Origin of the sequence: Falsiroseomonas sp. HC035 (assembly GCF_050563525.1) — a bacterium.
Classification (GTDB): domain Bacteria; phylum Pseudomonadota; class Alphaproteobacteria; order Acetobacterales; family Acetobacteraceae; genus Falsiroseomonas.
The window spans coordinates 279,829-304,542 of record NZ_JBNXUN010000002.1 but is presented as its reverse complement, the minus strand read 5'-3'; the positions used below and the strand labels follow the sequence as shown (position 1 = coordinate 304,542).

Below are 24,714 nucleotides of genomic sequence, written 5' to 3'. Positions count from 1 at the left end.
GGCAGTATCGACGGCACCGCATCGACCTCGGCGCCCTGTCCGGTCATTCTGCCCCTGCACCGGCAATCGCGCCGGACGAACAGGGACAACCCAATCATGCGCAAGATCATCGCGGCCGCCCTACTGTGCAGCGGCTTCGCCTCCCTGGCCCCGGCCCAGGCGATGGCGCAGGCCGCCTATACCTGGAGCGGCCCGACCCTGCTGTCATCGGGCAACACCATGAATGGCTGCCGGCTGCGGACGCCGATGGCAACGCACAGCGGCAGCCTTGGCCTCAGCAACATTTTCCTGACTGTCCGCAACGACGGTACCGCACCGGTGCGCATCACCGCCAATGTCGAGCTTTCGGGCAATAACAGCCGGAAATCCGGGTCGATCAGCTCGGGCGTGCTGCCGGCGGGCGGGCAAGCCTCGATCCAGGCGTTCACGCCGGGTGGCTCGACGCGGGACAACACGGTGCTGCGCGTCACCTTCACCAGCTGCGCCCCCGCCGGCTGAGTCCGCGGCTCAGTTGAGGCGCTGGCGCAATTCCTCCAGCAGCCCGCGCACCCGCATCGCCTGAACCCCCTCCGGCGCCAGAGTCAGGAAGGTCTCGAGCGCCGCGATGGCGGCGCCGATATGGTCCAGGCGCTGGTGCATCAGCCCGGCCTCGCGCCACAGCGGCGCGGCATCCGGGGCGATGCGCAGCATGTCCTCGGTGCAGGCGACGGCACCCGCCAAGTCGCCGTCCCGCAGGCGCCGCACCTTGATGTTGTTCTGCAGCCGCAGCAGCACGGCGCGGCGGTCCATCGGCGCCAGGCTGGTGGGGCCGAGTTCCGCTTGGTCGCCGGCGAAGCGCTTCAGGGTGGCGCGCAGGTCGCGCGCATCCATGGCGGTGCCGCCGGCGAAGACATCCACCACCACCTTGCCGCGCCCGGCCAGGGCGATCAGGAAGTGGCCGGGGAAGTCCACGCCATGCGCCTCCCACCCCGCCGCCTCCGCCGCGTGCAGCCAGAGGATGCCGAGCGTCACGGGCAGGCCGCGGCGCCGTTCGATCACCCGCAGCAGGTTCGCGTTAGCCATGTCCTCATAGGTGTCGCCATCGCCGCCATAGCCGAAGCGGCCATGGATCACCTCGGCCAGCACGGCGCGGCGGCGGGAGGGATCGCCGGCATCGGCGACAGGGTCGGCGGCCGCGGCTGCCACGGCCTCACGCGCCAGGGCCGTCAGGTGCTCCGCGCCGGCACGCCAATCCAGCGCGGGGGCGTCGATGCGGGCCAGTTGCAGCGCCGCCTGGGCGATGTCGATCTCGGCATCGGGCAGGCTGCCGATGGCGGCCAGTGCCGCCCGGGCCTCGGCCTCGGCGTTGGTCATGGCCCAGCCCGCCCTTCGCGGGACCATCCCTCAGCTCCCGGCTTGCGGAACCATGCGGCCGAGCCGGCGGCCGCCGAAGATGTGGACATGGAAATGCGGCACCTCCTGCCCCGCATCCTCGCCCATGTTGGACAGGATGCGGTAGCCCTGCTCCTCCAGCCCTAACGCGCGGGCGACGCTGCCGACGGCACGCCAGAAGCCGGCGATTTCGGCATCCGAGGCGTTCGCGGCGAAATCCGCCTGGCTGACATAGGCGCCCTTCGGGATCACCAGCACATGCACCGGCGCCTGCGGGTTGATGTCGCGGAAGGCCAGCGCGAAGGCATCGTCATGCAGCGTCTGTGCCGGAATCTCGCCGCGCAGGATGCGGGCGAAGATGTTGCCGGGGTCGTAGGGCGGCAGGCCGGTCACGCGCATCGTGGCTCTCCGGTGGATCACCCTTGTTCTGGCGAGGGTGCGGCCCCTGCGCAAGCGCCGGGATGTGAGGTGCGGCGCGTGGATGCATTCGCCATGGTTGCAGGACAGCCGAGGAGCTTCCGCGATGCGCCGGATCCAGCCGAGCCCGAGCCAGAAGATACGGCGCGCGTTGATGGGCATGGTGTTCTGGATGCTGCCCAACCTGGCCGCCGCCCAGGCGATGCTGCCGCTGGACCGCGGCTACTATGTCGCGGAAGGCACGCCCTGCGGTCGCGCCTCCCACGCCACGCTGCAGTTGCTGCGCCGGGACGGCATCGGCGGTGCGCGGGACTTCTGCCGCTTCCAGCGGATCGAGCCTGCCGGGCCGAACCGCTTTCGCGTGACGCAGGCCTGCGGCGATTTGCAAGGTGGTGGTCCCGCCGAGACGATCACCGTCACCTACGAGACACCGAACCGCACCTCCTACCGCCTGACGAGCACGGATGGCTGGTCCGCCCGCGCCCGGCTCTGCCCCCAGCCGAGCCTGCCGGCGCCCTGGCGCAACAACGATATCCGCGACCTGGTGCGGTAGCGGTTCAGGGTAGTTTCGTGGTGTTGGCCGCGCGGACCAGTGCCTTCGGACGCGCCGCCTTTTCCGCGATGCCGGAGATGCCCTGGCGGCGGGCCAGTTCGGCCCAGACCTCGGACGGGTCGATGCCGGCATCCACCCAGACGACGATCAGGTGGTACAGCAGGTCCGCACTCTCCAGCACCGTGGCGGCACGGTTGCCCAGCGTCGCCTCGATGACGCATTCGACCGCCTCCTCGCCCAGCTTCTGCGCCACCTTCGGCGTGCCGCGCGCCAGCAGGCGTGCGGAGTGGGAGGTGGCGATGTCGCCGGCGGCGCGACGCGCCTCGACCGTTCGCCAAAGGGTGTCGAGAATATCCGCGCCAGCCCCCTCCACGGCGTAGGGTGCCAGCGCGCCGTTGCCGGCGTCCAGCGCGCGCGGCCGGGCCAGCCGCTCCGGCACCGGGATCGAGGCCGGGATCGGCAGGGCGGCGGCCACCTTGGCGGATTTGCGCTGCGCCTTGCCGGGCTTGGCCTTCACGGCCTTCACGGCCTTCACGGCCTTCGCCGGCTTCGCCTTCGCAGGCTTGGCCGCCGGGCGCTTGGCGACGGGCGCCTTTCCGGTACGGGTCTTCGCGGTCTTGGCCATTCAGGTGGACTCCGCCAGGGGACGCACCGGAAGGCCAGCGGCTTCCAGCGCCGCCTTCGCCTCGCCGATCCGCATCTGGCCGTAGTGGAACACGCTCGCGGCGAGCAGCCCGGTGGCGCCGGCCTGCGCGCCTTCGACGAAGTGTCGCGCCTCCCCCACCCCGCCCGAGGCGACGATAGGCAGGCGGACCGCCGCCCGCACCGCGCGCAGCAGGTCCAGGTCGAAGCCGGCGCGGGTGCCGTCGCGGTCCATGGAGGTCAACAGGATCTCTCCGGCGCCGCGCGCCTCGGCCTGCCGGCACCACGCCACGGCATCAATTCCGGTGCCGCGGCGGCCGCCATGGGTGAAGACCTCCCACCCGCCCTTGCCGTCGCCGCGCGCGTCGACGGCGACGACGATGGCCTGGCTTCCGAAGGCCTCCGCGCCGCGCGTCACCAGCGCCGGGTCGGCGACGGCGGAGGAGTTGATGGAGATCTTGTCGGCGCCGGCCAGCAGCAGGCGGCGCATGTCGTCCACATGGCGCACGCCGCCGCCCACGGTCAGCGGGATGAAGACCTGGGACGCGGTGCGGGAGACGACATCGAGGATGGTGTCGCGGCCCTCATGGCTCGCGCCGATGTCGAGGAAGGTGACCTCGTCCGCGCCCTCGCGGTCGTAGATGCGTGCCTGTTCGACGGGGTCGCCCGCATCGCGCAATTCGAGGAAGTTGACGCCCTTGACCACCCGTCCGTCCTTGACGTCCAGGCACGGGATCACGCGCAAGGCGAGCACGGGCAGGAACTCCGCAGGTTCGGCGCGGCCGGGGGGCTTGATCCCCGGCCGCGGCCGGTATCAGCGACGCAGGCCGAGGCGGCCGATCAGCGTCTCGTAGCGCTTCTGGTCCTTGCGCTTCACGTAGTCCAGCAGGCCGCGGCGCTGGCCGACCAGCACCAGCAGGCCGCGCCGGCTGTGGAAATCCTTCGGGTGCGCCTTCAGGTGTTCCGTCAGCATGGTGACACGGGCGGAGATCAGGGCGACCTGAACCTCCGGGCTGCCCGTGTCGCCCGGCTTCGTGGCGTATTCCTTGATCAGCGCCGCGCGGGCGGCGGTATCGGTCGCCGCAATGATCTTGGCAGCGGGCTTCGGCTCGGTGGCCGGGGTGGTCGTCGTCGACATCAGGGATCCTCCAGGTCGGGGTTAAGCCACGTTGCGCGACTGTTGCCCGGAATCGAGCTGGATCAGCCGCTCGGGCTGCATCCAACCACTCTCCAGCCGGCACAGGCCGAGCAGACGCTCCCCCGCCATCGCGCGCAGCAGGCCCCCTTCGGGATCGGCATTGCGAGGAATCCGTCCCATCAGTTCCACCAGGCTGATCGCCTGGCCCTGATCGAGACGCATGGCCTCCTCAGCGGTGACGGCCAGTGCCGGGATGTCGGCCAGCGCGGTCGTCACCGGAAGCAGGAGGTCCGGGGAAGGGGGAGGCGTATCGCCGGTTCCGACGAGCCTGTCCAGGGGAATTGCATGCTCCTCCCGAAAGGGGCCGACCCGCAGGCGACGCAGCGCCGTGATGTGGCCGACGGAGCCGACCGCACGGGCGATATCGCGGCCCAGGCTGCGCATGTAGACGCCCTTGCCGGATTCCACGTGGAAGATGGCGGTATCGGCATCCGGGCGGGAAATCAGGTCGAAGCGGTCGATCCGCGCGGGACGCGGCGCAATCTCCACCACCTGGCCGTCGCGCGCCAGGTCGTAGGCGCGCTCGCCATTGATCTTGATCGCGGAATAGGCCGGCGGCACCTGCATGATGTCGCCGCGGAAGGCCGGCAGCGCCGCCTCGATCTCGGCGTCGGTCGGGCGGATGTCGCTGGTGGCGATGACGGCGCCATCGGCATCGTCGGTGTCGCGCGCCTCGCCGAACCTCAGCGTGAAGTGGTAGGTCTTGGTGCCGTCCATGACGTAGGGCACGGTCTTGGTCGCGGCGCCGAAGGCGACCGGCAGCAGCCCTGTGGCCAGCGGGTCCAGCGTGCCGCCGTGGCCTGCCTTCTGCGCATCGAAGGCGCGCTTCACCTTGTTGACGACGTCGGTGGAGCCGATGCCGGAGGGCTTGTCCACGATCAACCAGCCATCAAGGGCGACCCCCTTGGGCTTCTTGCTACGGTGGCGGTGGCGGTTCGGCTGGTTCACGGTTCTTCGGAGTCCTGAGGCGGTTCCGCGGGCTTGCCGAGGTCCTGCTGGACCACCGGAAGCTGCATGACCTTGCTGATGTGCATGGCGTAGTCGAGCGCGGTGTCCGGCTGGAAATGCAGCTCCGGCGCCACCCGCAGGCGCACGGCCTTCGCGACCTGCGTGCGCAGGAAGGGCTGGATGCGCTTCAGCCCGGCGAACTGGGCGGAAGTCAGGTCCTTGCCCAGGCCGCTGACGAAGGCCGTCATGTGCTTGAGGTCAGGGGAGGCGCGAACCTCCGTCACCGTCACCTTGAGGTCGAACAGGTCCGGGTCGCGGAACTCCTCCCGCGTGAAGACGGCGGAAAGCGCGTGCCGGATTTCCTCCGCCACGCGCAGCTGCCGCTGGCTGGGCCCCTGTGCGCCGCCCTTCTTCGCGGCGGGCCGTGTGGCGCGATCGAGGGCAGAATTGGTGTCGCGCCGCGGCGCATCCGCGGCATCGCGGGTCTTGCGAGCCATGTGCGAAAATCCTTCAACGGGAAAGGGCGCGGCGCTGGTGCGCCGCGCCCTTCATCCTGCGGCCAATGAAGCGTCAGAGCGTGCCGGCGACCGTCTCGGTCTCGTAGCACTCGATCTGGTCGCCGACGCGGATGTCGTTGTAGTTCACGAAGGACATGCCGCACTCGTAGCCGTTGGTCACTTCCTTCACGTCGTCCTTGAAGCGACGCAGTGTCGCAAGCTCGCCCTGGTGGATGACGGTGCCATCCCGCAGCAGGCGCACGCCACAGCCGCGCTTCACGACGCCCTCGGTCACGCGGCAGCCCGCCACGTTGCCGATCCGCTTGACCTCGAAGACCTGCAGGATCTGGGCGTAGCCCAGGAACTTCTCCCGCTGCACCGGCGCCAGCTTGCCGCGCACCAGTTCCTCGATGTCGTCCGCCACCTCGTAGATGATGGAGTAGTAGCGGATCTCGACGCCGTCGCGCGTCGCCAGGTCGCGCGCCTGGGTGGTGGCGCGGACGTTGAAGGCGACGATGACGGCGTTGGACGCCTTGGCCAGCTGAATGTCGCTCTCGGTGATCTGGCCGACCGCGCTGTGCAGCATGCGCACGCGGACTTCCTCGTTGCCGAGCTTTGCCAGAGTGACGGCGATCGCCTCGGCGCTGCCCTGCACATCCGCCTTGACGACGACAGCCACTTCCTTCTGCGCACCGGCCTGGATGCGGGCCAGCATGTCGGCCAGGCTGCCGCGCCCGGCGGAGACCGCCGCCACCTGCTTCTCCCGCAGCTTGCGCTGGCGGAATTCGCTGATCTCGCGCGCCTTGGTCTCGTCCTCGACGGCGATGAAGTTTTCGCCGGCCGTCGGCACGCCCGACAGGCCCAGGATCTCCACCGGCAGGGACGGCAGCGCCGTCTTCAGCTGGCGGCCCTTGTCGTCGAGCATGGCGCGAACCTTGCCCCACTCGGCGCCGGCCACGACGATGTCGCCGGTCTTCAGCGTGCCCTTCTGCACCAGCACGGTGGCCACCGGGCCGCGACCGCGATCCAGCCGGCTTTCGATGACGGTGCCTTCGGCGGCGCGGTTCGGATTGGCCCGCAGGTCGAGGATCTCGGCCTGCAGCGCGATGGCTTCCAGCAGGCGGTCGAGGTTCAGCTTCTTGGTCGCCGAGACCTCGATTTCCTGCGTCTCGCCGCCCAGGCTTTCGACCACGATCTCGTGCTGCAGCAACTCCTGCTTCACGCGCTCCGGCCGCACGCCTTCCTTGTCGATCTTGTTGATCGCAACGATGATCGGCACGTTGGCGGCGCGGGCGTGGTTGATGGCCTCGACCGTCTGCGGCATCACGCCATCATCGGCCGCCACCACCAGCACCACCATGTCCGTCACGCTGGCGCCACGGGCGCGCATGGCGGTGAAGGCGGCGTGGCCCGGCGTATCGATGAACGTCACCTTCTGGCCACCCGGCACGGTCACCTGATAGGCGCCGATGTGCTGGGTGATGCCACCGGCTTCCCGCGCTGCCACGTCGGCCTGGCGCAGGGCGTCCAGCAGGCTGGTCTTGCCGTGGTCGACGTGACCCATGATGGTGACGACCGGTGCGCGCGGCTGCATGTCGGCGTCGACATCCACCTCGCCCTCCAGCCCGATCTCCACGTCGCTTTCGGCGACGCGGCGGACCCGGTGGCCGAATTCCTGCACCACCAGCTCCGCCGTGTCGGCGTCGATGGACTGGGTCAGGGTCGCCATCACGCCCATGCGGAACAGCGCCTTCACCACCTCGCCGCCACGGGCGGCCATGCGGTTGGCGAGTTCCTGCACGGTGATGGCTTCCGGCACCACCACGTCGCGCACCACCTTCTCGGCGCCCGAGCGCAGGCGCTGCAGCTCCTGCTGCCGGCGCTCGCGTTCGCGGGCACGGCGCACGGAGGCGATGGAGCGCGTGCGCTCATCCTCGCCCTCGATCGCGGCCGAGACGTCGATGCGGCCGTCGCGACGACGGTCGCCGCCGGGTACCAGGGACTTCTTCGCCGGCGGCAGCGCCGGCTTCTTCGCGGCACCCGCCGGCCCGGGCATGCCGGGGCGGCGGACGACACCGCGCGGTGCCTCATCCTCGTCGGTCAGCGGCGTGCGGGCCTTGAGGGTCAGCTTGGCGGCGGGCGTATCGCTGGCCGGGGCGGCCGGCTTCGCACCCGGCACGGCGCCGGGCTGCGCGGCCGGGGCCGGGGCGGCCGCGGCGGGACGCCGTGCGCCGAGCGCCGTCGGCACCGGGCCGGGACGGCCGGTGCGCAGCGGCTGCGCCATCGGACGGGCCAGGGACGGCATGCCGGGACGACCGGATGGCGAGCGGGCCGGGGCAGGCTCCGCGGCGCGCGGCGCGGGGCCACGGGACACGGGCTGTGCCGGCGGCTGCGGCGCGGCGGCCGGCGTCGGGCCGGATTCAGCCGGGGCAGGCGCGGCGGCGACAGGCGGGGCCTGCGGCTCCGCCGGCTCGTCCTCCGGCTCCTGCTCGACCACCGGCGGCTTCGGCGCGCGGCGTGCTTCCTCGGCGGCGCGACGCGCCTCCTCGGCAGCGAGGCGCTCCTCGTCCTCGGCGCGGCGACGCTCCTCCTCGGCGCGACGCTGCGCTTCCTCGGCGGCGGAGCGCACCTGGAGGGCCTGGCGCTCACGCTCCTCGCGCTGGCGCTGCGCCTCGGCGCGGCGCTGCTCCTCAAGCACGCGCTGGCGCGTGGCGAGTTCCGATTGCGTCAGCGGGCGGCCCGCGGCCGCCGGCGGCTTGCCTGCCGGCGCGGCACTGCCGGATTTCGGCGGCCCGCCCACGGCAGGACGCGGTCCTGCCGCGCCTGGCGTTGGCGGCGAGACCCCGGGCCTCGCCTGCGCCGGTGCGGCGGCCGGGGCGGCGCGCTTCTTCAGCACCTCCACCTGCACCACCTTGCTGCGCCCATGGCTGAAGGACTGGCGCACGCTGCCAGCATCCACCGTCTTGCCCAGCTCCAGGCGCCCACCCGGCCGGAGTGAGAGCCGGCCCTTGGCCGCATCCTGGTCGTTCTGGTCGCTCATCCGCCGATCCGAACCTGATCTTTCGTCCGTCATATCCAGCCGCACCGAAGCGCGACACCCTGTGCAGTCCGCGCGAACGCGGGTGAAGTCTTAACCGCACCCCTGGAACACGGAGCGCGACGATCGAATCCCCGGCGCTGGGCCGGGTAAAAAACCCCGGCCTCCGGCCGAGGGGGCAGTCCGCCTAGGGTGGCGCTTTTGGCGCGACACCCCTGCTGTCGGCCGCGGCGGCGACGCCCGCGAGCCGTGCGGCTTCCGCCGCGATCGCCTGCGCCAGCTTACCTGGCGCCACTGCAACATGCACCGCCCGGTCACGTCCGAACAGCACCCCAAGCTCCGTGCCGGTCAGCGGCGTCACCGCCGGGACCTGCCGGAGCCCCACCAACCGCGCCCGTTCCGCCGCGCTGCCGTCCGAAGCCTGGACCAGCAGCGCCGCGCGCCCCGCCTGCAGCCATTCGAGGGCTGCCTGCCACCCGCTCACCGCCTGCCCGGCGCGCCGGGCGAGCCCGATGAGATCACGAACCCGCCCCTGCAGGCCGGTCTCGATCCGCGCGCGAAGATCGGGGGGCACGTGCACCGGACCACGCGCGGCCTTCGCAAAGGCCCCGCGGGTCGCGGCACGTTCTAACACATCGGCCCGCGCGCTCAACCACATTCCCCGGCCGGGCAGCCTTGCGTTCAGGTCGGGGACCAACTCGCGGTCCGGCGACAGCACGAAGCGCAGCATCGCCTCCTTCGGCAGCCGTTCGCGCGTCACCAGGCACCGCCGCAGCGGGCCGGTCTCGGGCTCGTCCGCGTCCGGCAGATCGGGCGTCAGATCATCGGGCTGGGTGTCATGAGCGGGCTGCGTCGTCTTGTTCCCCATCGGTGGGCTCGCCGGCGGTTTCATCCGCGGGCTCCCCTTCGGCCGGCACGTCCCCGCCTTCGGCGGCTACGTCCACGCCCTCGGCACCTTCGTCTTCGCTCTCGGGGGCGTCCTCGCCCTCGGCATATTCATAGCCGCCATGCGCCGCGGCGTGGGCGCCGGCCACGTCCTCGTCGCCGAACCAGCCGGCGGATTGGCGTGCGGCCAGGATCACGGCGTTGGCGGTATCCTCGTCCACCGCATCGGTGCCGAGGATTTCCACCAGCTCGTCACCGGCCAGATCCGCCAGGTCCTCCAGCGTCTTCACGCCCTTCTCGCCGAGCGCCACCAGCATGGCTGCGGAGAAGCCGCCGACCTCGGCGACCGCGTCCTCGACGCCGAGCTCGCGGCGCTTGTCGTCCATCTCGCCCTCGCGCTTGTCGAGGAAGGCCTGGGCGCGGCGCTTGAGTTCGGTGGCGACGTTCTCATCGAAGCCCTCGATCTCGGCGAGTTCCTCGTCGTCGACGTTGATGATGTCCTCGATCGAGCCGAAGCCCTCGGTCACCAGCAGGCCGGCGATGACGTCGTCGACATCCAGGCCCTCGACGAACAGCCCGCTGCGCTTGCGGAAGTCCTCCTGCCGGCGTTCCGATTCCTCGGCCTCGGTCAGGATGTCTACATCGTAGCGCGTGAGCTGTGATGCAAGGCGCACATTCTGGCCGCGGCGGCCGATGGCCAGCGAAAGCTGGTCGTCCGGCACCACCACCTCGACCCGCCGCGCATCGTCGTCCAGCACCACCTTGGTGACCTCGGCCGGGGCCAGGGCATTGACAATGAAGGTCGCCTGGTCACCGGACCAGGGGATGATGTCGATCTTCTCGCCCTGCAGCTCCTGCACCACCGCCTGCACGCGCGATCCGCGCATGCCGACGCAGGCGCCGACCGGATCGATGCTGCTGTCGCGGGAGATCACCGCCATCTTGGCGCGGGAGCCGGGGTCGCGAGCCACCGCCTTGATCTCGATGATCCCGTCGTAGATTTCCGGCACTTCCTGCGCGAACAGCTTTGCCAGGAAGCCGGGATGGGTGCGGCTGAGGAAGATCTGCGGGCCCCGCGGCTCCTCGCGCACGTCATAGATGTAGGCGCGCACGCGGTCGCCATTCCGAAACGCCTCCCGCGGGATGGTCTCGTCGCGGCGCAGCAGGGCTTCCGCCTTGCCGAGCTCGACCATCAGGTTCCCGTATTCGGTGCGCTTGACGACGCCGTTGATGATCTCGCCGACGCGGTCCTTGTATTCCAGGTACTGCTTGTTGCGCTCGACCTCGCGCACCCGCTGCACGATCACCTGCTTGGCGGTCTGGGCGGCGATGCGGCCGAAATCGATCGGCGGCAGCGGGTCGATGATGAACTCGCCGGTCTTGATGCCCGGCTTGATCTTCTGGGCGATGCGCAGCGAAAGCTGCGTCGCCTCGTTCTCCACCGGCTCGGCGTCCACCACCTCGGTCCAGCGGGAGAGCTTCACTTCACCCGACTTGCGGTCGATGACGGCGCGGATGTCCTTCTCGTGGCCGTACTTGGCGCGGCCGGCCTTCTGGATGGCCTGCTCCATCGCCTCCAGCACCTCGTCGCGCTCGATCATCTTCTCGCGGGCGACGGCATCCGCCACCAGCAGCAGTTCCGGGCGCGCGATCGCGACATCCATCGCCATGGCGTCAGTTCCTCTTGGAATCGTCGGTTTCGTCGGAGATGTCTTCGGCCGGCAGGTCATCCGTCGGCACGTCTTCGGCAGGCCGCAGCGCATCCCGGCGTGCATTCGCGGCCGCGGCCAACGCTGCGCTGGCCTCGATCAGCTCGTCTGTCAGCACCAGCTTGGCGCGGCGGATGTTGCCGCGCGGCACCACCAGCTCGGTGCCATCCTCCAGCCGCAACCGCGCCTCCGCCGCATCGGCGCCCAACGCGATACCACGGAAACGCTTGCGGCCATCCTGCGGCACCGCGAGTTCCACCTGCGCCAGCTGCCCGGCGTAGCGGTTCCAGTCCTTGGCGCGGGTCAGCGGCCGGTCGATGCCGGCGGAGGAGACCTCCAGCTGCCATTCGCCGCGGATCGGGTCCTCGACATCCAGCACGGCGCCGACGGCGTGGCTGATCGCCTCGCAATCCTCGACGGTGAAGGTCGCCTCATCCGCGCGGTCGGCCATGATCTGGACCACCGGGCGTTCCTTGCCACTGACCTGCACGCGGACCAGCTCATAGCCAAGCTGGCCGAGCGTGGGCAGGATGCTCGTGGCGATCCGGGCCTCGAGGCCCTCATGTTGTGGCTGGTCGTCGTCCATGCGTGCATTCCAGGCCGAAACGCCCGGGGCCAGGATCGGCCAACAAAAAAGGCGGCCCGGTTAGGGGCCACCTCCCGGACACATCGGAAAGCGAACTCGTGCAACAGATATAGCGAAGCGTCGTGGCGGCTGCAAGCGGAGTCAGGCCCGCACGAACACCCACCAGATCGGATGCCGCCCCTCCCGCATGGCCTTGGCCTCGTACCGCGTGCCGGGCGTGCCTTCGGGGCGGGTCGTGTGGCGCTCGGTGAGGGTGAACAGCTTAGTGCCGGCGAAGACCTCCGCCACCCAGGCCTGGTAGGTCGGGTCATCGCTGGCGATGCGCCACTCGCCGCCGGGGCGCAGCACGCGGGCGACCAGCGGCAGCAGTTCCGGATGCACGAAGCGGCGCTTCGAATGGCGCGATTTCGGCCAGGGGTCAGGGAACATCAGCATCAGCCGGTCCAGCGATGCCTCCGGCAGCAGGCCGAGCAGGTGGCGCGCATCCTGTGGCCACAGGCGCAGGTTTGCCGGCAGCGGCGCCGTCGCCTCCCCGCCTTCGGGCACCAGCCGGGTCAGCAGGGAACACAGCCCGTTCTCGAACACCTCGGACGCGATGTAGGCGACCCGAGGATGGGCGCGCACCTGTTCCAGGGCGTGTTCGCCGCCGCCGAAACCCACTTCCAGCCATAGCGGCGCATCCGGCACGCCGAAGGCCGCACGAGGATCGGCGGCCTGATCGGGCGAGAGGCGCAGGCGCGGCAGGGTTTCGTCCAGCAGGCGCTGCTGCCGCGGCCGCAGCTTGTGGCCGCGCTGGCGGCCATAGAGCCGGTCGGGGACACCTTCGGCCAGGGGTGGGCGGTCCGCTGTCATGCAGGCCTCGAAAAGAAAAGGGGCGGCGAGCCTGCGCCCGCCGCCCAACAGGTCAAAGTGGGTTTGCGTGGACTACCGGTTGAAGGCCCGGCGGATCTCGTCGGCCAGGTCGGTCTTCTCCCAGGTGAAGGTGCCCTTCTCCGCATCCGGCGTGCGGCCGAAATGGCCGTAGGCGCTGGTCACGGCATAGATCGGGCGGTTCAGGTGCAGATGCTCCCGGATCCCGCGCGGGGACAGGTTCATCAGCCCATCCATCACCTTCGCCAGCTTGGTCTCGTCGACGTCCTGGCCGGTGCCGTGCAGGTCGAAATACACCGACAGCGGCTTGGAGACGCCGATCGCGTAGCTCACCTGGATCGTGCACTTGTCCGCGATGCCGGAGGCGACGACGTTCTTCGCGACGTAGCGGGCCGCGTAGGCCGCGGAACGGTCGACCTTTGTCGGATCCTTGCCGCTGAACGCGCCGCCGCCATGCGGGGCCGCGCCGCCGTAGGTGTCGACGATGATCTTGCGCCCGGTCAGACCGCAGTCACCATCCGGCCCGCCGATGACGAAGGTGCCGGTCGGGTTCACGTACAGCTCGTTGTCCGGGCACATCCAGCCCTTCGGCAGACTGGTCTCGATGATCGGGCGGATCATCCGCTTGATCTCGGCCTGGTCGAGGCGTTCCTCGTGCTGCGTCGAGACGACGATGCTGGTGGCGCCCACCGGCTTGCCGTCCACGTATTTCAGCGTCACCTGGGACTTGGCGTCCGGCAGCAGGCCGGACACGGCCAGGTCGCCGGCGCGGCGCATCTCGCTGATGCGGCGCAGGATCAGGTGGGCGTAATACAGCGGCGCCGGCATCAACTCCGGCGTCTCGCGGCAGGCATAGCCGAACATGATGCCCTGGTCGCCGGCGCCTTCATCCTTGTTGCCGGCCGCGTCGACGCCCTGCGCGATATGTGCGGACTGCGCGTGCAGGTGGCATTCGACGCTGGCATTCTGCCAGTGGAAGCCATCCTGCTCATAGCCGATGTCGCGGATCGCCATGCGCGTCAGGTGCATCAGCAGTTCCGGCGTCACATTCCCGGGGCCGCGGGTCTCGCCCGCCAGCACCACGCGGTTGGTGGTCACCAGCGTCTCGCAGGCCACGCGGGAATAGGGATCGGCCGAGAGGTAGGCGTCGAGCACGGTATCCGAAATGCGGTCCGCCACCTTGTCCGGATGGCCTTCGGAGACGCTTTCGGACGTGAAAAGGTATTCGCCTGTGTCGCGCATGGCGTGATTCGGCCTCTTGTCGCGGGAAGACCGGTTCGCCCCGGCCTGGCTGGATGGCCCGGGGGATCCGGGATGGGTGCGTATTGCAGTGCACTGTAGCGGGGTCAAGCCGAAGCGGGCCCGCGCCTCAGCCCGCTGGCCAGGGGTCCACCAGCAGGACCTGCGCAAGGTCCGGCAGCGATCGTTGCAGGGCCAGTTCCACGGGCCGCCGGTCCTTTGGATCGGCATAGGCGCCGAGGCGATGCCAGTCCGCCAGGCTGCGCCGGTGGCCAGGGTGGCGCACCGCGCCGGTGTTGATCGGGGTGAGCCAGGCCGCATCGCCGTGCTGGGCCAGCAGCCGCCGCGCATCGATCCGCAGCGCGACCTGCGGGCGCTTCGGGTCCGCATCCGCCAGGCGCTGCGCCCGCGCGCGATCCAGCCAAAAGAAGACATGGCCGTTGATGTGCCGGCGCCAGGCGGCGGGCGAGGTGCCGCTGCCGGCCAGGGCCGGGCCGAGCTTGCTGTCCCACATCTGCTGGCGGCGCAATTCCACCTGGCCGTGCCGGGGGTGGGCCAGGGTCACTAAGCGGCTGCGGTTCTGCTCCAGCAGCCGGGTCGCCTCGGGCTCCGGCACCTCGAACAGCGCGACCAGATCCGCGGCAGTCAACAGCCCGTGGCGGTGCAGCATCGGCAGGGCTGCGACCGCGGCCACGTGCCAGACGACGCCGCCGGTCGCCGCGCAGAACGCCGCGGCATCCCAGCGCATCAGCGCATGCCCAGTACGTCCATCATGGAATACAGCGCCGGTGGCCGGTCGCGCAGCCACATCGCCGCCCGCACCGCGCCCACGGCATAGGACCTGCGGTCGAAGCTGCGATGGGTGAGGGAGATCTGCTCGGTGGCCGAGGCGAACAGCAGCGTATGGTCGCCGACCACCTGGCCGCCGCGCAGCGCGGCGAAGCCGATGGTGCCGGTGCCGCGTGCTCCGGTGTGGCCATCCCGCCCGCTCTCGCGGCCGGCGTCCTCCAGTGTGGTGCCACGTCCGGCAGCGACGGCGCGGCCGATGGCGATGGCGGTGCCGGAGGGGGCATCAACCTTCTGGCGGTGATGCATCTCGACGATCTCGGCGTCGTAGCTCTCGCCCGGCAGCGCGGCGGCGAGGCGCTCGGCCAGGGCCAGCACCAGGTTCACCCCGGGCGCGAAATTCGCGGCGTGCACCACGGGCACCTGCGTCGCCGCCTCCGCCACCGCGCGTTCCTGCGCTGGTGATAGGCCGGAGGAGCCGAGGACCAGGGGCGTGCCGGTGCGGGCGGCGAGGGTGGCGTGCGGCACCGCCTCCTCCGCATGGGTGAAGTCGATGACGACATCGCTGGCAAAGAACAGCGCGGCCGCATCGGGCATCAGGGTGATGTCGGCGGAAACGGCGCGATCCGAGCCGGGGCGCACGGTGCCGCCGGACAGGGTGGCGCCGGCCGCGACGATCTCCTCCGCCAGCAGCCGCCCCATTCGGCCGGCAGCGCCCGTTATGCCGATGCGGATCATGAAGTGGGGCCCCCGCGGTTTCGTGCCGCAGGCTGCGCGAAGCGGGCGCCCGCGGTCAAGGCGATGGGGGGTCAAGCCAAGGGGGAGAAGGGAGGGGGGCCGGCGGGGGCACGGGTTGGGACCAGGGGAACCGTGCCACCGCCTGCCGGGGCCGCCGCAGGGGGGATGCGGCGGTCGGGAGCTTCAACGTTAGCCCGCCGCGGCGGGTTCCATCCACATCGGAAAAAACTTGACCGTTGCAGCCAGGACGCGCCCTAGCGGCCAAGCCCGTCCCAGAATTCCTTGACCTTGGCGAAGAAGCCCTCGGTTTCCGGGCTGCTGCGGCCGGTCTTCTCGCAATCCGCTTCGAACTCCGTCAGCAATTCCTGCTGCCGCTTCGAGAGGTTCTGCGGCGTCTCCACCGCCACCTGCACATACATGTCACCACGTGCGGCCGAGCGCAGCACGGAGAAGCCCTTGCCGCGCAGGCGGAACTGGTCGCCGGTCTGGGTGCCGGCCGGGATGGTGACGCGGGCGCGGCCACCATCGATGACCGGCACTTCCACACCACCACCCAGCGCCGCCTGCGTCATCCGCAGCGGGACGCGGACGAAGATATTGGCGCCGTCGCGCTGGAACAGCGCGTGCTGCTTCACCGCCACGTCGACATACAGGTCGCCGGCCGGCGCGCCGCGCAGCCCGGCCTCGCCCTCGCCGGACAGGCGGATGCGGGTGCCGTCCTCGACGCCGGCCGGGATGGTCACGGACAGGGTGCGGTCGCGCTGGGTACGGCCCTGGCCGGCGCAGACCTTGCAGGGATTCTTGATGATGCGGCCGCTGCCCGAGCAGGTCGGGCAGGTCCGCTCGATCAGGAAGAAGCCCTGCTGCGCCCGCACCTTGCCGGCGCCGTTGCAGGTGGTGCAGGTGGCCGCTGCCTGTGCCGCCGGGCCTTCGCTGCCGCTGCCCTTGCAGGCTTCGCAGACGACGGAGGACGGCACGCGGATGGTCTTCTTCACGCCGGCGAAGGCTTCCTCCAGCGTGACATCGACCTGCTGGCGCAGATCGTTGCCACGCCCCGCGGCGGGCCTGCCACCGCGGCCGCGGGCGCCGAGGCCGCCGAACATCTCCTCGAAGATGTCCTCGAAGGCGCCGCCGAAGGGGTTGCCGCCGCCGAAGCCGGCCCCGCCGCCACCGCTGCCGCCGCCACCCTGCTCGAAGGCGGCGTGGCCGAAGCGGTCATAGGCGGCGCGCTTCTCGGCGTCCTTCAGCACGTCGTAGGCCTCGTTCGCCTCCTTGAACTTGGCTTCCGACCCCGTGTCGCCCTTGTTGCGGTCGGGGTGGTGCTGCATGGCGAGCTTGCGGTAGGCCTTCTTCAGGTCCTCCTCGCTCGCGTCCCGGGCGACGCCCAGGATTTCGTAGTAGTCGCGTTTGGCCATGGTCCCGGGGGTCCTCGCGGGGCGGCGTGGTCGACAAGGCAGCGCCCGGCCCCATCTCCGGAGGAGATGGACGCCGGGCGCGCCGGTTCAGGTGATCCGGAAGAAGCCGTGGTTTATGACGGCTTCTTCTTGTTCGGATCAACCTCCTCGAACTCGGCGTCCACCACCTTGTCGTTCGGGTTGCCGCCCGGTGCACCAGTGCCGTCGGCCGGGGCAGCCTCGGCCTGGGCGGCCTGCGCCTTGTACAGCGACTCGCCCATCTTCATCGCGGCCTGGGACAGGGTCTCGTTCGCCTTGGCGATGGCGTCGAGGTCCTGGCCTTCCATGGCAGTTCGTGCCGCGGCGATGGCGGATTCAACCTCGGCCTTCTCGGCGGCCGGGATCTTGTCGCCGTTCTCCCGGATGGTCTTCTCGGTCGAATGCACCAGCGCATCGAGGCCGTTGCGCGCCTCCACCGCGGCGCGGCGTGCCTTGTCCGCCTCGGCATTCGCCTCGGCGTCGCGCACCATCCGCTCGATGTCGGCATCGGACAGGCCGGACTTGGCCTGGATGCGCACCTGCTGTTCCTTGCCCGTCGCCTTGTCCTTGGCGGAGACCGACACGATGCCGTTGGCGTCGATGTCGAAGGTCACCTCCACCTGCGGTACGCCACGCGGCGCCGGCGGCAGGCCGGTCAGGTCGAACTGGCCGAGCAGCTTGTTGTCGGCCGCCATCTCGCGCTCGCCCTGGAACACCTTGATGGTGACCGCGGACTGGTTGTCGTCGGCCGTCGAGAAGACCTGCGACTTTTTCGTCGGGATGGTGGTGTTGCGGTCGATCAGCCGGGTGAACACGCCGCCCAGCGTCTCGATGCCCAGGGACAGCGGGGTCACGTCGAGCAGCAGCACGTCCTTGACGTCGCCCTTCAGCACGCCGCCCTGGATGGCGGCGCCGATGGCGACGACCTCGTCCGGGTTGACGTTGCGTGCGGGCTCCTTGCCGAAGAACTGCTTCACCAGCTCGATGACCTTGGGCATGCGGGTCATGCCGCCGACCAGGATCACCTCGTCGATCTCGCCGGCCGTGACCTGCGCATCCTTCAGCGCCTGCTTGCAGGGCTCGAGCGTCTTGGTGATCAGGTCGTCGACCAGCGCTTCCAGCTTGGCGCGGCTGAGCTGCATCACCAGGTGCTTGGGCCCGGAGGCGTCGGCGCTGATGAAGGGCAGGTTCACCTCGGTCTGCTTGCTCGACGACAGCTCGATCTTGGCCTTCTCCGCGGCTTCCTTCAGCCGCTGCAGGGCGAGCTTGTCGCCGCGCAGGTCGATGCCCTGCTCCTTCTTGAACTCATCGGCCAGGTAGTCGATGACGCGGGCATCGAAGTCCTCGCCGCCCAGGAAGGTGTCGCCGTTGGTGGATTTCACCTCGAAGACGCCGTCGCCGATTTCCAGGATCGAGACGTCGAAGGTGCCGCCGCCCAGGTCGTACACCGCGATGGTGCCGCCCTTCTTCTGGTCCATGCCGTAGGCCAGCGCGGCTGCCGTCGGCTCGTTAATGATGCGCAGCACCTCGAGGCCCGCGATCGAGCCGGCTTCCTTGGTCGCCTGGCGCTGGGCATCGTTGAAGTAGGCGGGGACGGTGATGACGGCCTGCGTCACCTTCTCACCCAGGTACGCCTCGGCCGTCTCCTTCATCTTGGTCAGGATGTTGGCGCTGATCTGCTGCGGCGCGTAGGGCTTGCCGTCGGCCTCGACCCAGGCATCGCCGTTGGCGGCGCGGACGATCTGGTAGGGCACCAGGCCCTTGTCCTTGTTCACCATCGGGTCGTCGAAGCGACGGCCGATGAGGCGCTTCACGGCGTACAGCGTGTTGGTCGGGTTGGTGACGGCCTGCCGCTTGGCGGACTGGCCGACAAGGCGCTCGCCATTCTTGGCGAAGGCGACCATGGAGGGGGTGGTGCGGGCACCTTCCGCGTTCTCCAGGACCTTGACGTCCTTGCCTTCCATGATGGCGACGCAGGAATTGGTGGTGCCGAGGTCGATGCCGATGACCTTGCTCATCCGAGTCTATCTCCTGTGCGGCGGACGGGGGCGGCCCATGGGTGAAGAACCCTTCGGCACCGCGCCCGCCCCCAGATCCTTGACGGATGGTGGTGGGGTAGGGGGGTGGTTCACGGAAGCGACGGACGGGTTTCGCACCCGCCGCCGCGCGTCCGTCATGTATTCAGGCAGGGGGCGGCGGACAAGACCCCGGACGCCAAGCAATCTGCTGTTCGCGGCGCGCCGCGATGCCTAAGGTGCGACTGCGACATGATCCAGAACCTCCCCCCCCACCCGCAGCGCGATGTGCTGACGGGCGAACTCCATGCCCGGCCCCCGCTTCCCCTGCACACCCCGGTGGCGATCAGCCGCCTGGCGCTGGCTGGGGAGTCAGGGGCGGATCGCGGCGCCGCGGTGGCGCACCTGGCGGTGCTGTGCCGGCGCTACGGCGTCACGCCACCGGCGCCGGGCGCGGATTTCGTGCTGGCGGATTTCGGCGCCTTCCGGCTGCGCTATGAACGGCACACCGAATTCGACGGTTGGACCTTCCTGCGGCCCGGCCTGTCCGACCACCCGGACGACCCCTTCGCCTTCACCGCCATCGCCGCGGTGCCGACGGACTGGCTGGCGGGCCTGCCCGGCCACACGCTGGTCGCTGCCCACATCGCGGTGCACCGGACGGACGGAGAGGATGAGGCGCCGCCGCCCGGCTGCTTCGCGCCGGATGGCCTGGCCGGTGCCTCCCTCGCCGGTGGCGCCGCCACCGCCTGGACCGATTTCCGGCTGGGGCCGGATGGCTTCACCCGGGTGCTGCTGCAGGACCACGGCCTGACCCCGGCGCTCACCGGCCGCCTGGCGCAGGCGCTGTGGGAGATCGAGACCTACCGGCTGTTCGCACTGCTCGCCCTGCCTCAGGCCCGCGCGGCCTCCGGCGACCTCGCCCGGTCCTCCGACCGGCTGGCTTCCCTGTCCGCCCGCCTGACGGCGCTGGAGGAACTGGAGGCGGAGCGCGAGGCGCTGGAGGAGCTATCCGACCTCGCCACCGGCATCGAGCAACTGGCGAACGCGACCGCGGATCGATTCTCAGCCGCCCACGCCTACCACGCCCTGGTCGGCCGCCGGCTGCAGGTGCTGCGGGAGGAACGGCTGCATGGGCTGCCGACGCTGACGGAATACCTGGAACGCCGGCTGGACCCGGCGCTGGCCACGGTGCAGGCCACGGGCGCGCGGATCTCCGCCCTGTCCGTCCGCTGCGGCCGCGCCGTGGACCTTCTGCGCGCCCGGGTCGCCGTGGCGCAGGAAGCCCAGACGCAGAAGCTGCTGGCCGCCATGGCCGAGACCGGCCGCGCCCAGCTTCGCCTGCAGGAGACGGTGGAGGGGCTCTCCGTCGCCGGCATCAGCTACTACGTGCTGTCGCTGGCCGGCTATGCGCTGAAGCCGGTGCCTTTCGGCGCCACCGGGTTGCAGCTCGACATCATCCTGGCGGTAATGGTGCCGGTGGTGGCGGCGCTGGTCTGGGTGCGGATGCGCCGACGGCGGCGGAGGGGATAGGCTCTCAGTCCTTCCCCGCCACCACCACCATGGCCGGCTTCAGCAGGCGGCCATGCAGCGTCCAGGCAGGGGTCCAGGCCTGGATGACGGTGCCGGGCTCGGTGCCTTCCGGCGCCGGCTGCTCGGCCATCGCCTGGTGCAGCTCCGGGTCGAACGGCTGGCCCTGGGCCTCTACCCTGGCGACTCCATGGCGTTCCAGCATGGCGACGAAGGCGCGCTCCACGCTCTCGAACCCGCCGCGCAGCTTGCCGAGCAACTCGGGCTCGTCCTCCGCCGGCGGCGGCAGGCTGTCCAGGCCGCGGCGCAGGTTCTCCGCCGTCTCCACCACGTCGCGGGCAAATTTCTGCACGGCGTAGAGGCGGGCATCCTCGGCCTCCCGCTTCGTGCGGCTGCGCAGGTTCTGCATGTCGGCCTCGGCGCGCAGCCACTTGTCACGCATCTGGCCGAGCTCCGCCTCCAGCATCTCGATGCGCTCCGCGTCGGTGGGCGGCGGCGCCTCGGGCTGGGCGCTGTTCGATTGGCTGCCGTTCGGCTGGCTGTCCTGCGCCTCCGCGGGGGTCGGCGTGTCCTGGGTATCGCTCATGATCGAGATTTCTGACTCGCAGAGGGGGGTAAGCGTGACGCTTCACCTAAGCGGCCTGCTGCACCGCGGCAAGGCGTAGCCGGCCGGGCCGCAGATCATCGGGCCGCCGATCACCGGGCGGCGATCACCGGGGGGCGATCACCGGGCGGCGATCACCGGGCGGCGATCACCGGGCCGCCGGTCACGCCGCGCGCAGGCCCTCCAGCGTCGTCCGCAGCGCCTGGCGCAGGGACGCCGCGCCCTGATCCAGCTGTCCCGCCGTCCGTTCCAGCGCGGCAACCTCGCGGCCGGTCGCAGCCATGGCCTCGCCGGCCAGGTCGACGGCGCCGGAGGCGCGACCCGTGCTCTGGGCCACATGGGCGGCGGTGCCGGCGATCTCCCGCGTCGCGGTGCCCTGCTGTTCCACCGCCGCGGCCATGGCGCTGGCGACGTGCTCCAGCTCCGCCACCACCTCCACGATGCCGCGGATGGCGAGCACGGCGTCGCCGGTCGCGGCGCCGATGCTGGCCGCCTGGCGGCCGATTTCCTCGGAGGCCTGGGCGGTTTGCGCGGCCAGCGCCTTCACCTCCCCGGCCACCACGGCAAAGCCCTTGCCGGCCTCTCCGGCGCGGGCGGCCTCGATCGTGGCGTTCAGCGCCAGCAGGTTGGTCTGGCCGGCGATGGCGCCGATCAGCACCACCACCTCATGGATTCGGCCGGCTCCCTGCGACAGGCCGGAGACGATGGCGTCCGTGCTGCGCGCCCGGTCCGCCGCGTTGCGTGCCACAGCGGCGGCGTTGGCGACCTGGCGTGTGACCTCCTGCACAGAGGTCGCCAGTTCTTCAGCCGCCGCGGCAACGGTCTGAACCCCGCCCGCGGCTTCCGTCGTGGCCTGCGACGCCGCCTGCGACGCCTGCGCACCATCCCGCGAGGTGCGGGACAGGGCGGCGGCTGCGGTGCCGAGATGTTCGGCCGCCGCCGTCACCACCTGGGCAACGCCATCAAAATCGCCGGCCACGGCATCCGCCAGGCGGAGGCGGCCGCGGCGGGCGGCAAGCGTGGCCTCGGCTTCCATGGCGTGGCGCCGGGCCTGTTCGGCGGCCTCCCGCGCCTGCGCCACGCCGGTCGCCTCCGCGGCCTGGCGGGCGGCGGTGGCGGCGCGTTCCAGGTGGCTCACGATCAGCAGCAGGACCGCCGCTTCCGCCACCAGGATGGCGGCATGCAGCGCGACGCGGCCCAGCGTGCCGCCGCCGCCGAACAGCGCAAGGGGCGCCAGTTGGGACAGAACCGTGTGGTGCAGCGCCACGGTCAGCGTCGCCAGCAGGATGGCGTGGCGGTCGACCAGCCCGGCCAGCATCGCCAGCACGGCAAAATACGCCATGTGCAGGTCCGTGCGCAGGGCCGGCGGCACCACCCAGACCAGCACCGAGACCTGCACCATCAGCGCCACCGCCAGGACCTGCCGCGCCGCCGGCTGGGACACACCGCGGGATGCGGCGGCGAAGCCGGCCAGGGCGGCGAGGCCGGCGAGCGCCCCGCCGCCCCAAATCTCCGCCTCCGCCGCGCCATTGATCCAGGCCAACGGCGGCATGGCGGCGGCGAACAGGCCGAGCAGTGCCAGCAGCGCCCTGCCGCTGTCGCGGCGTACGAGATCGAGATCCATTGGGCTTGTCCAGTTCAGGTGATCGGCAGAGGGGTGGCAAGGCAGGGCGGCAGGCCGGGCGCGGCCAGCACCAGCCAGGCCGCGGCCGGCAGGGAGTGGCCGGGTTGCCCGGGCAAGGCGAGGGCCGCGGGTGCGACCAGTGCCAGGGTGAAGGGACCGATCTGGCGCACCGCGACCGGGTCCCACCCCGGCTGGGCCAGGATCTGGCGCAGGGCCGCGTCCTGCCCCAGGCCGGGCGAAAACAGCAGCGCCACGGGCTGGCCCGGCCGGGGCACCAGTTGCGCCAGCCCAAGCCCCAGCGTCGCCGCGAGCAGCAGGGCCGGCGCCGCGGCTGTCGCGAGGTGCGCGCCGCGCGCCTTCGCGGCGTGGTTGCAAAATTTCATGCCCCACCCTGCCATGGCGGCGGCAACCAAACCTTTAAGGCGGCGGTCGGCTCCCCCGGTTTCGGCCCGGGCGATTACCCCCTACACAGGCCGCATGCTTCGCAGTGTCTTCACCGTCGGCGGCTGGACCATGGCCAGCCGCATCCTCGGCTTCGCCCGGGACATGCTCATCGCCTCCCGGCTCGGCGCCGGGCCGGTGGCGGATGCCTTCTTCATCGCGCTGAAGTTGCCCAACCTGTTCCGCCGCCTGTTCGGGGAAGGCGCGTTCAATTCCGCCTTCGTGCCCGCCTTCGCCGGCAGCTTCGCGCTGGATGGCCCGGCCAAGGCGCGGGCGCTGGCGAATTCGCTGGCCGGGCTGATGAGCATCTGGCTGTCCGGACTGGTCATCCTCGGCATCGTCTTCATGCCGCAGGTGCTGTTCGTGCTGGCACCCGGCTTCGTGGGGGAGGCGGAGCGGTTTCCGCTGGCGGTCGAGCTGACGCGCATCACCTTTCCCTACCTGCTGTTCATCTGCCTGGCGGCGCTGGTGTCCGGCGTGCTGAACGGCATGGATCGTTTCGCCGCCGCCGCCGCCACGCCGGTGCTGTTCAACCTGGTGATGATGGCGGCGCTGCTGGGGCTGACGCCCTATGTCGCGACGCCCGGCCACGCGCTGGCCTGGGGTGTCGCGGCCTCCGGCGTGGTGCAGCTGCTGCTTCTGCTGGTGGCGGTGCGGATGGCCGGCATGGCGATCAACCCGCTGACCCGGCCGCGCATGACCCCGGATGTGCGCCTGGTGCTGAAGCGAATGCTGCCGGGCCTGGTGGGGGCCGGGGTTACGCAGCTGAACCTGGCCATCGACATCATCCTGGCCTCGCTGCTGCCGGCCGGCGCCGTCAGCTACCTGTATTATGCCGACCGCGTCGCGCAGCTGCCACTCGGCGTCATCGGCGCCGCGGTGGGCACGGCGCTGCTGCCGCTGCTGTCGCGGCAACTGCGTACCGGGCGGGCGCTGGCGGCGCATCGCAGCCAGAACCGCGCCATCGAGCTGTCCCTGGCCTTCGCGTTGCCCTCCGCGCTGGCGATGATCGTCACGGCAGGGGCCATCATCACCACGCTGTTCGAGCGCGGCCAGTTCAGTGCCGCGGCCAGTTCGGCCACTGCGGCGGCGTTGATGGCGGGTGCGCTGGGCCTGCCGGCCTTCGTGCTGGTGAAGGCGTTGACGCCGGGCTTCTTCGCGCGCGGGGACACCGCCACGCCGGTGAAGATCGGCATCTTCGTGGTGGCGCTGAACCTGGCGCTGAACCTGGTGCTGATGCCGCTGCTGGCGCATGTCGGCGTGGCATTGGCGACCTCGATCGCCGCTTGGGTGAATGTCGGTATCCTGGCCGTGCTGCTGGTGCGGCGCCGGCAGCTGGTGCTGGACCGCCGGCTGCGCCAGCGCGTACCGCGGCTGCTGCTGGCGGCGCTGGCCATGGGCGCAGTGCTGTGGGGGCTGGAGGCGGTGCTGTTCCCGGTGGCAGGCAGCCTCGCCCGCTTCGCGGCGTTGGCCATGCTCGTCGGCAGCGGGATGGTGACGTATTTCGGCATGGCGCAGCTGCTGGGAGGGCTCGACCTGCGGGATGCGCTGCGGATGCTGAAGCGGCGGTCGGGCTAGAGCGTGATTGCCG

24 protein-coding genes are annotated in these 24,714 nt (G+C 70.8%); 4 read left to right on the top strand and 20 right to left on the bottom strand.

Annotated features, from left to right (window positions below; all coding sequences use genetic code 11):
- Positions 1-96: 96 nt before the first annotated feature.
- Positions 97-498 (top strand): hypothetical protein, encoded by a 402-nt coding sequence (locus ACLF3G_RS05865; RefSeq protein ID WP_430668406.1) that lies wholly within the window; start codon positions 97-99, stop codon positions 496-498.
- A gap of 9 nt (positions 499-507) precedes the next feature.
- On the opposite strand, the gene ACLF3G_RS05860 is transcribed toward ACLF3G_RS05865, so the two are convergent.
- On the bottom strand, positions 508-1,353 hold the full coding sequence (locus tag ACLF3G_RS05860; RefSeq protein WP_430668405.1) for a SirB1 family protein: 846 nt from the start codon (positions 1,351-1,353) through the stop codon (positions 508-510).
- Positions 1,354-1,383: 30 nt separating this feature from the next.
- Positions 1,384-1,770 (bottom strand): histidine triad nucleotide-binding protein, encoded by a 387-nt coding sequence (locus tag ACLF3G_RS05855; RefSeq protein ID WP_430668404.1) that lies wholly within the window; start codon positions 1,768-1,770, stop codon positions 1,384-1,386.
- A 124-nt stretch (positions 1,771-1,894) separates the two neighbouring features.
- Here ACLF3G_RS05855 and ACLF3G_RS05850 point away from each other — a divergent pair, with 124 nt between their 5' ends.
- Positions 1,895-2,341, top strand: coding sequence for a hypothetical protein (locus ACLF3G_RS05850; protein WP_430668403.1), 447 nt, complete (start codon positions 1,895-1,897; stop codon positions 2,339-2,341).
- Positions 2,342-2,345: 4 nt separating this feature from the next.
- Here the strand turns inward: ACLF3G_RS05850 and ACLF3G_RS05845 are convergent, their stop codons facing one another.
- From ACLF3G_RS05845 to dnaK, 15 genes are all read right to left on the bottom strand, one after another.
- A complete protein-coding gene (locus tag ACLF3G_RS05845; RefSeq protein WP_430668402.1) occupies positions 2,346-2,966 on the bottom strand; it encodes a phosphoribosyl-ATP diphosphatase in 621 nt (206 codons plus the stop codon).
- A complete protein-coding gene (hisF, locus tag ACLF3G_RS05840) occupies positions 2,967-3,737 on the bottom strand; it encodes an imidazole glycerol phosphate synthase subunit HisF (RefSeq protein ID WP_430668401.1) in 771 nt (256 codons plus the stop codon).
- A 60-nt stretch (positions 3,738-3,797) separates the two neighbouring features.
- Positions 3,798-4,121, bottom strand: a complete 324-nt coding sequence (gene rpsO / locus ACLF3G_RS05835; protein WP_430668400.1) for a 30S ribosomal protein S15 — start codon at positions 4,119-4,121, stop codon at positions 3,798-3,800.
- A 21-nt stretch (positions 4,122-4,142) separates the two neighbouring features.
- Positions 4,143-5,129 (bottom strand): tRNA pseudouridine(55) synthase TruB, encoded by a 987-nt coding sequence (truB, locus tag ACLF3G_RS05830; protein WP_430668399.1) that lies wholly within the window; start codon positions 5,127-5,129, stop codon positions 4,143-4,145.
- Positions 5,126-5,626: a 30S ribosome-binding factor RbfA gene (rbfA, locus tag ACLF3G_RS05825; protein ID WP_430668398.1), complete on the bottom strand. Its 501-nt coding sequence runs from the start codon at positions 5,624-5,626 to the stop codon at positions 5,126-5,128. The genes truB and rbfA overlap by 4 nt, the downstream gene beginning before the upstream one ends.
- A gap of 73 nt (positions 5,627-5,699) precedes the next feature.
- Positions 5,700-8,666, bottom strand: coding sequence for a translation initiation factor IF-2 (gene infB, locus ACLF3G_RS05820; RefSeq protein ID WP_430668397.1), 2,967 nt, complete (start codon positions 8,664-8,666; stop codon positions 5,700-5,702).
- A 184-nt stretch (positions 8,667-8,850) separates the two neighbouring features.
- Positions 8,851-9,531 (bottom strand): RNA-binding protein, encoded by a 681-nt coding sequence (locus ACLF3G_RS05815; RefSeq protein ID WP_430668396.1) that lies wholly within the window; start codon positions 9,529-9,531, stop codon positions 8,851-8,853.
- Entirely contained in the window at positions 9,500-11,212 is a 1,713-nt protein-coding gene (gene nusA / locus ACLF3G_RS05810) for a transcription termination factor NusA (RefSeq protein WP_430668761.1), read from the bottom strand. The genes ACLF3G_RS05815 and nusA overlap by 32 nt, the downstream gene beginning before the upstream one ends.
- A 10-nt stretch (positions 11,213-11,222) precedes the next feature.
- Positions 11,223-11,843: a ribosome maturation factor RimP gene (gene rimP / locus ACLF3G_RS05805; protein WP_430668395.1), complete on the bottom strand. Its 621-nt coding sequence runs from the start codon at positions 11,841-11,843 to the stop codon at positions 11,223-11,225.
- Positions 11,844-11,984: 141 nt separating this feature from the next.
- Complete coding sequence (gene trmB / locus ACLF3G_RS05800; RefSeq protein ID WP_430668394.1) at positions 11,985-12,695, bottom strand: tRNA (guanine(46)-N(7))-methyltransferase TrmB; 711 nt, start codon at positions 12,693-12,695, stop codon at positions 11,985-11,987.
- A 72-nt stretch (positions 12,696-12,767) separates the two neighbouring features.
- Positions 12,768-13,955, bottom strand: coding sequence for a methionine adenosyltransferase (gene metK, locus ACLF3G_RS05795; RefSeq protein ID WP_430668393.1), 1,188 nt, complete (start codon positions 13,953-13,955; stop codon positions 12,768-12,770).
- Between the two features lie 127 nt (positions 13,956-14,082).
- Positions 14,083-14,700 (bottom strand): DUF7002 family protein, encoded by a 618-nt coding sequence (locus ACLF3G_RS05790; RefSeq protein WP_430668392.1) that lies wholly within the window; start codon positions 14,698-14,700, stop codon positions 14,083-14,085.
- A complete protein-coding gene (dapB, locus tag ACLF3G_RS05785; protein WP_430668760.1) occupies positions 14,700-15,473 on the bottom strand; it encodes a 4-hydroxy-tetrahydrodipicolinate reductase in 774 nt (257 codons plus the stop codon). Before dapB ends, ACLF3G_RS05790 begins: the two co-directional genes overlap by 1 nt.
- Positions 15,474-15,730: 257 nt before the next feature.
- A complete protein-coding gene (gene dnaJ / locus ACLF3G_RS05780) occupies positions 15,731-16,891 on the bottom strand; it encodes a molecular chaperone DnaJ (protein WP_430668391.1) in 1,161 nt (386 codons plus the stop codon).
- Positions 16,892-17,004: 113 nt separating this feature from the next.
- The gene (gene dnaK, locus ACLF3G_RS05775; protein ID WP_430668390.1) at positions 17,005-18,927 is read right to left on the bottom strand and encodes a molecular chaperone DnaK; all 1,923 of its coding nucleotides are present in this window, start codon (positions 18,925-18,927) and stop codon (positions 17,005-17,007) included.
- A 249-nt stretch (positions 18,928-19,176) separates the two neighbouring features.
- Here dnaK and ACLF3G_RS05770 point away from each other — a divergent pair, with 249 nt between their 5' ends.
- Positions 19,177-20,457: a DUF3422 family protein gene (locus tag ACLF3G_RS05770; RefSeq protein ID WP_430668389.1), complete on the top strand. Its 1,281-nt coding sequence runs from the start codon at positions 19,177-19,179 to the stop codon at positions 20,455-20,457.
- Between the two features lie 4 nt (positions 20,458-20,461).
- On the opposite strand, the gene ACLF3G_RS05765 is transcribed toward ACLF3G_RS05770, so the two are convergent.
- The 3 genes from ACLF3G_RS05765 to ACLF3G_RS05755 form a co-directional block, all read right to left on the bottom strand.
- A complete protein-coding gene (locus ACLF3G_RS05765) occupies positions 20,462-21,040 on the bottom strand; it encodes a nucleotide exchange factor GrpE (RefSeq protein ID WP_430668388.1) in 579 nt (192 codons plus the stop codon).
- Between the two features lie 181 nt (positions 21,041-21,221).
- The gene (locus tag ACLF3G_RS05760; protein ID WP_430668387.1) at positions 21,222-22,682 is read right to left on the bottom strand and encodes a methyl-accepting chemotaxis protein; all 1,461 of its coding nucleotides are present in this window, start codon (positions 22,680-22,682) and stop codon (positions 21,222-21,224) included.
- Between the two features lie 14 nt (positions 22,683-22,696).
- Positions 22,697-23,065, bottom strand: a complete 369-nt coding sequence (locus ACLF3G_RS05755) for a hypothetical protein (RefSeq protein WP_430668386.1) — start codon at positions 23,063-23,065, stop codon at positions 22,697-22,699.
- A gap of 94 nt (positions 23,066-23,159) precedes the next feature.
- On the opposite strand from ACLF3G_RS05755, the gene murJ reads away from it, so the two are divergent.
- On the top strand, positions 23,160-24,701 hold the full coding sequence (gene murJ / locus ACLF3G_RS05750) for a murein biosynthesis integral membrane protein MurJ (protein WP_430668385.1): 1,542 nt from the start codon (positions 23,160-23,162) through the stop codon (positions 24,699-24,701).
- The last annotated feature ends 13 nt before the right edge of the window (positions 24,702-24,714 follow it).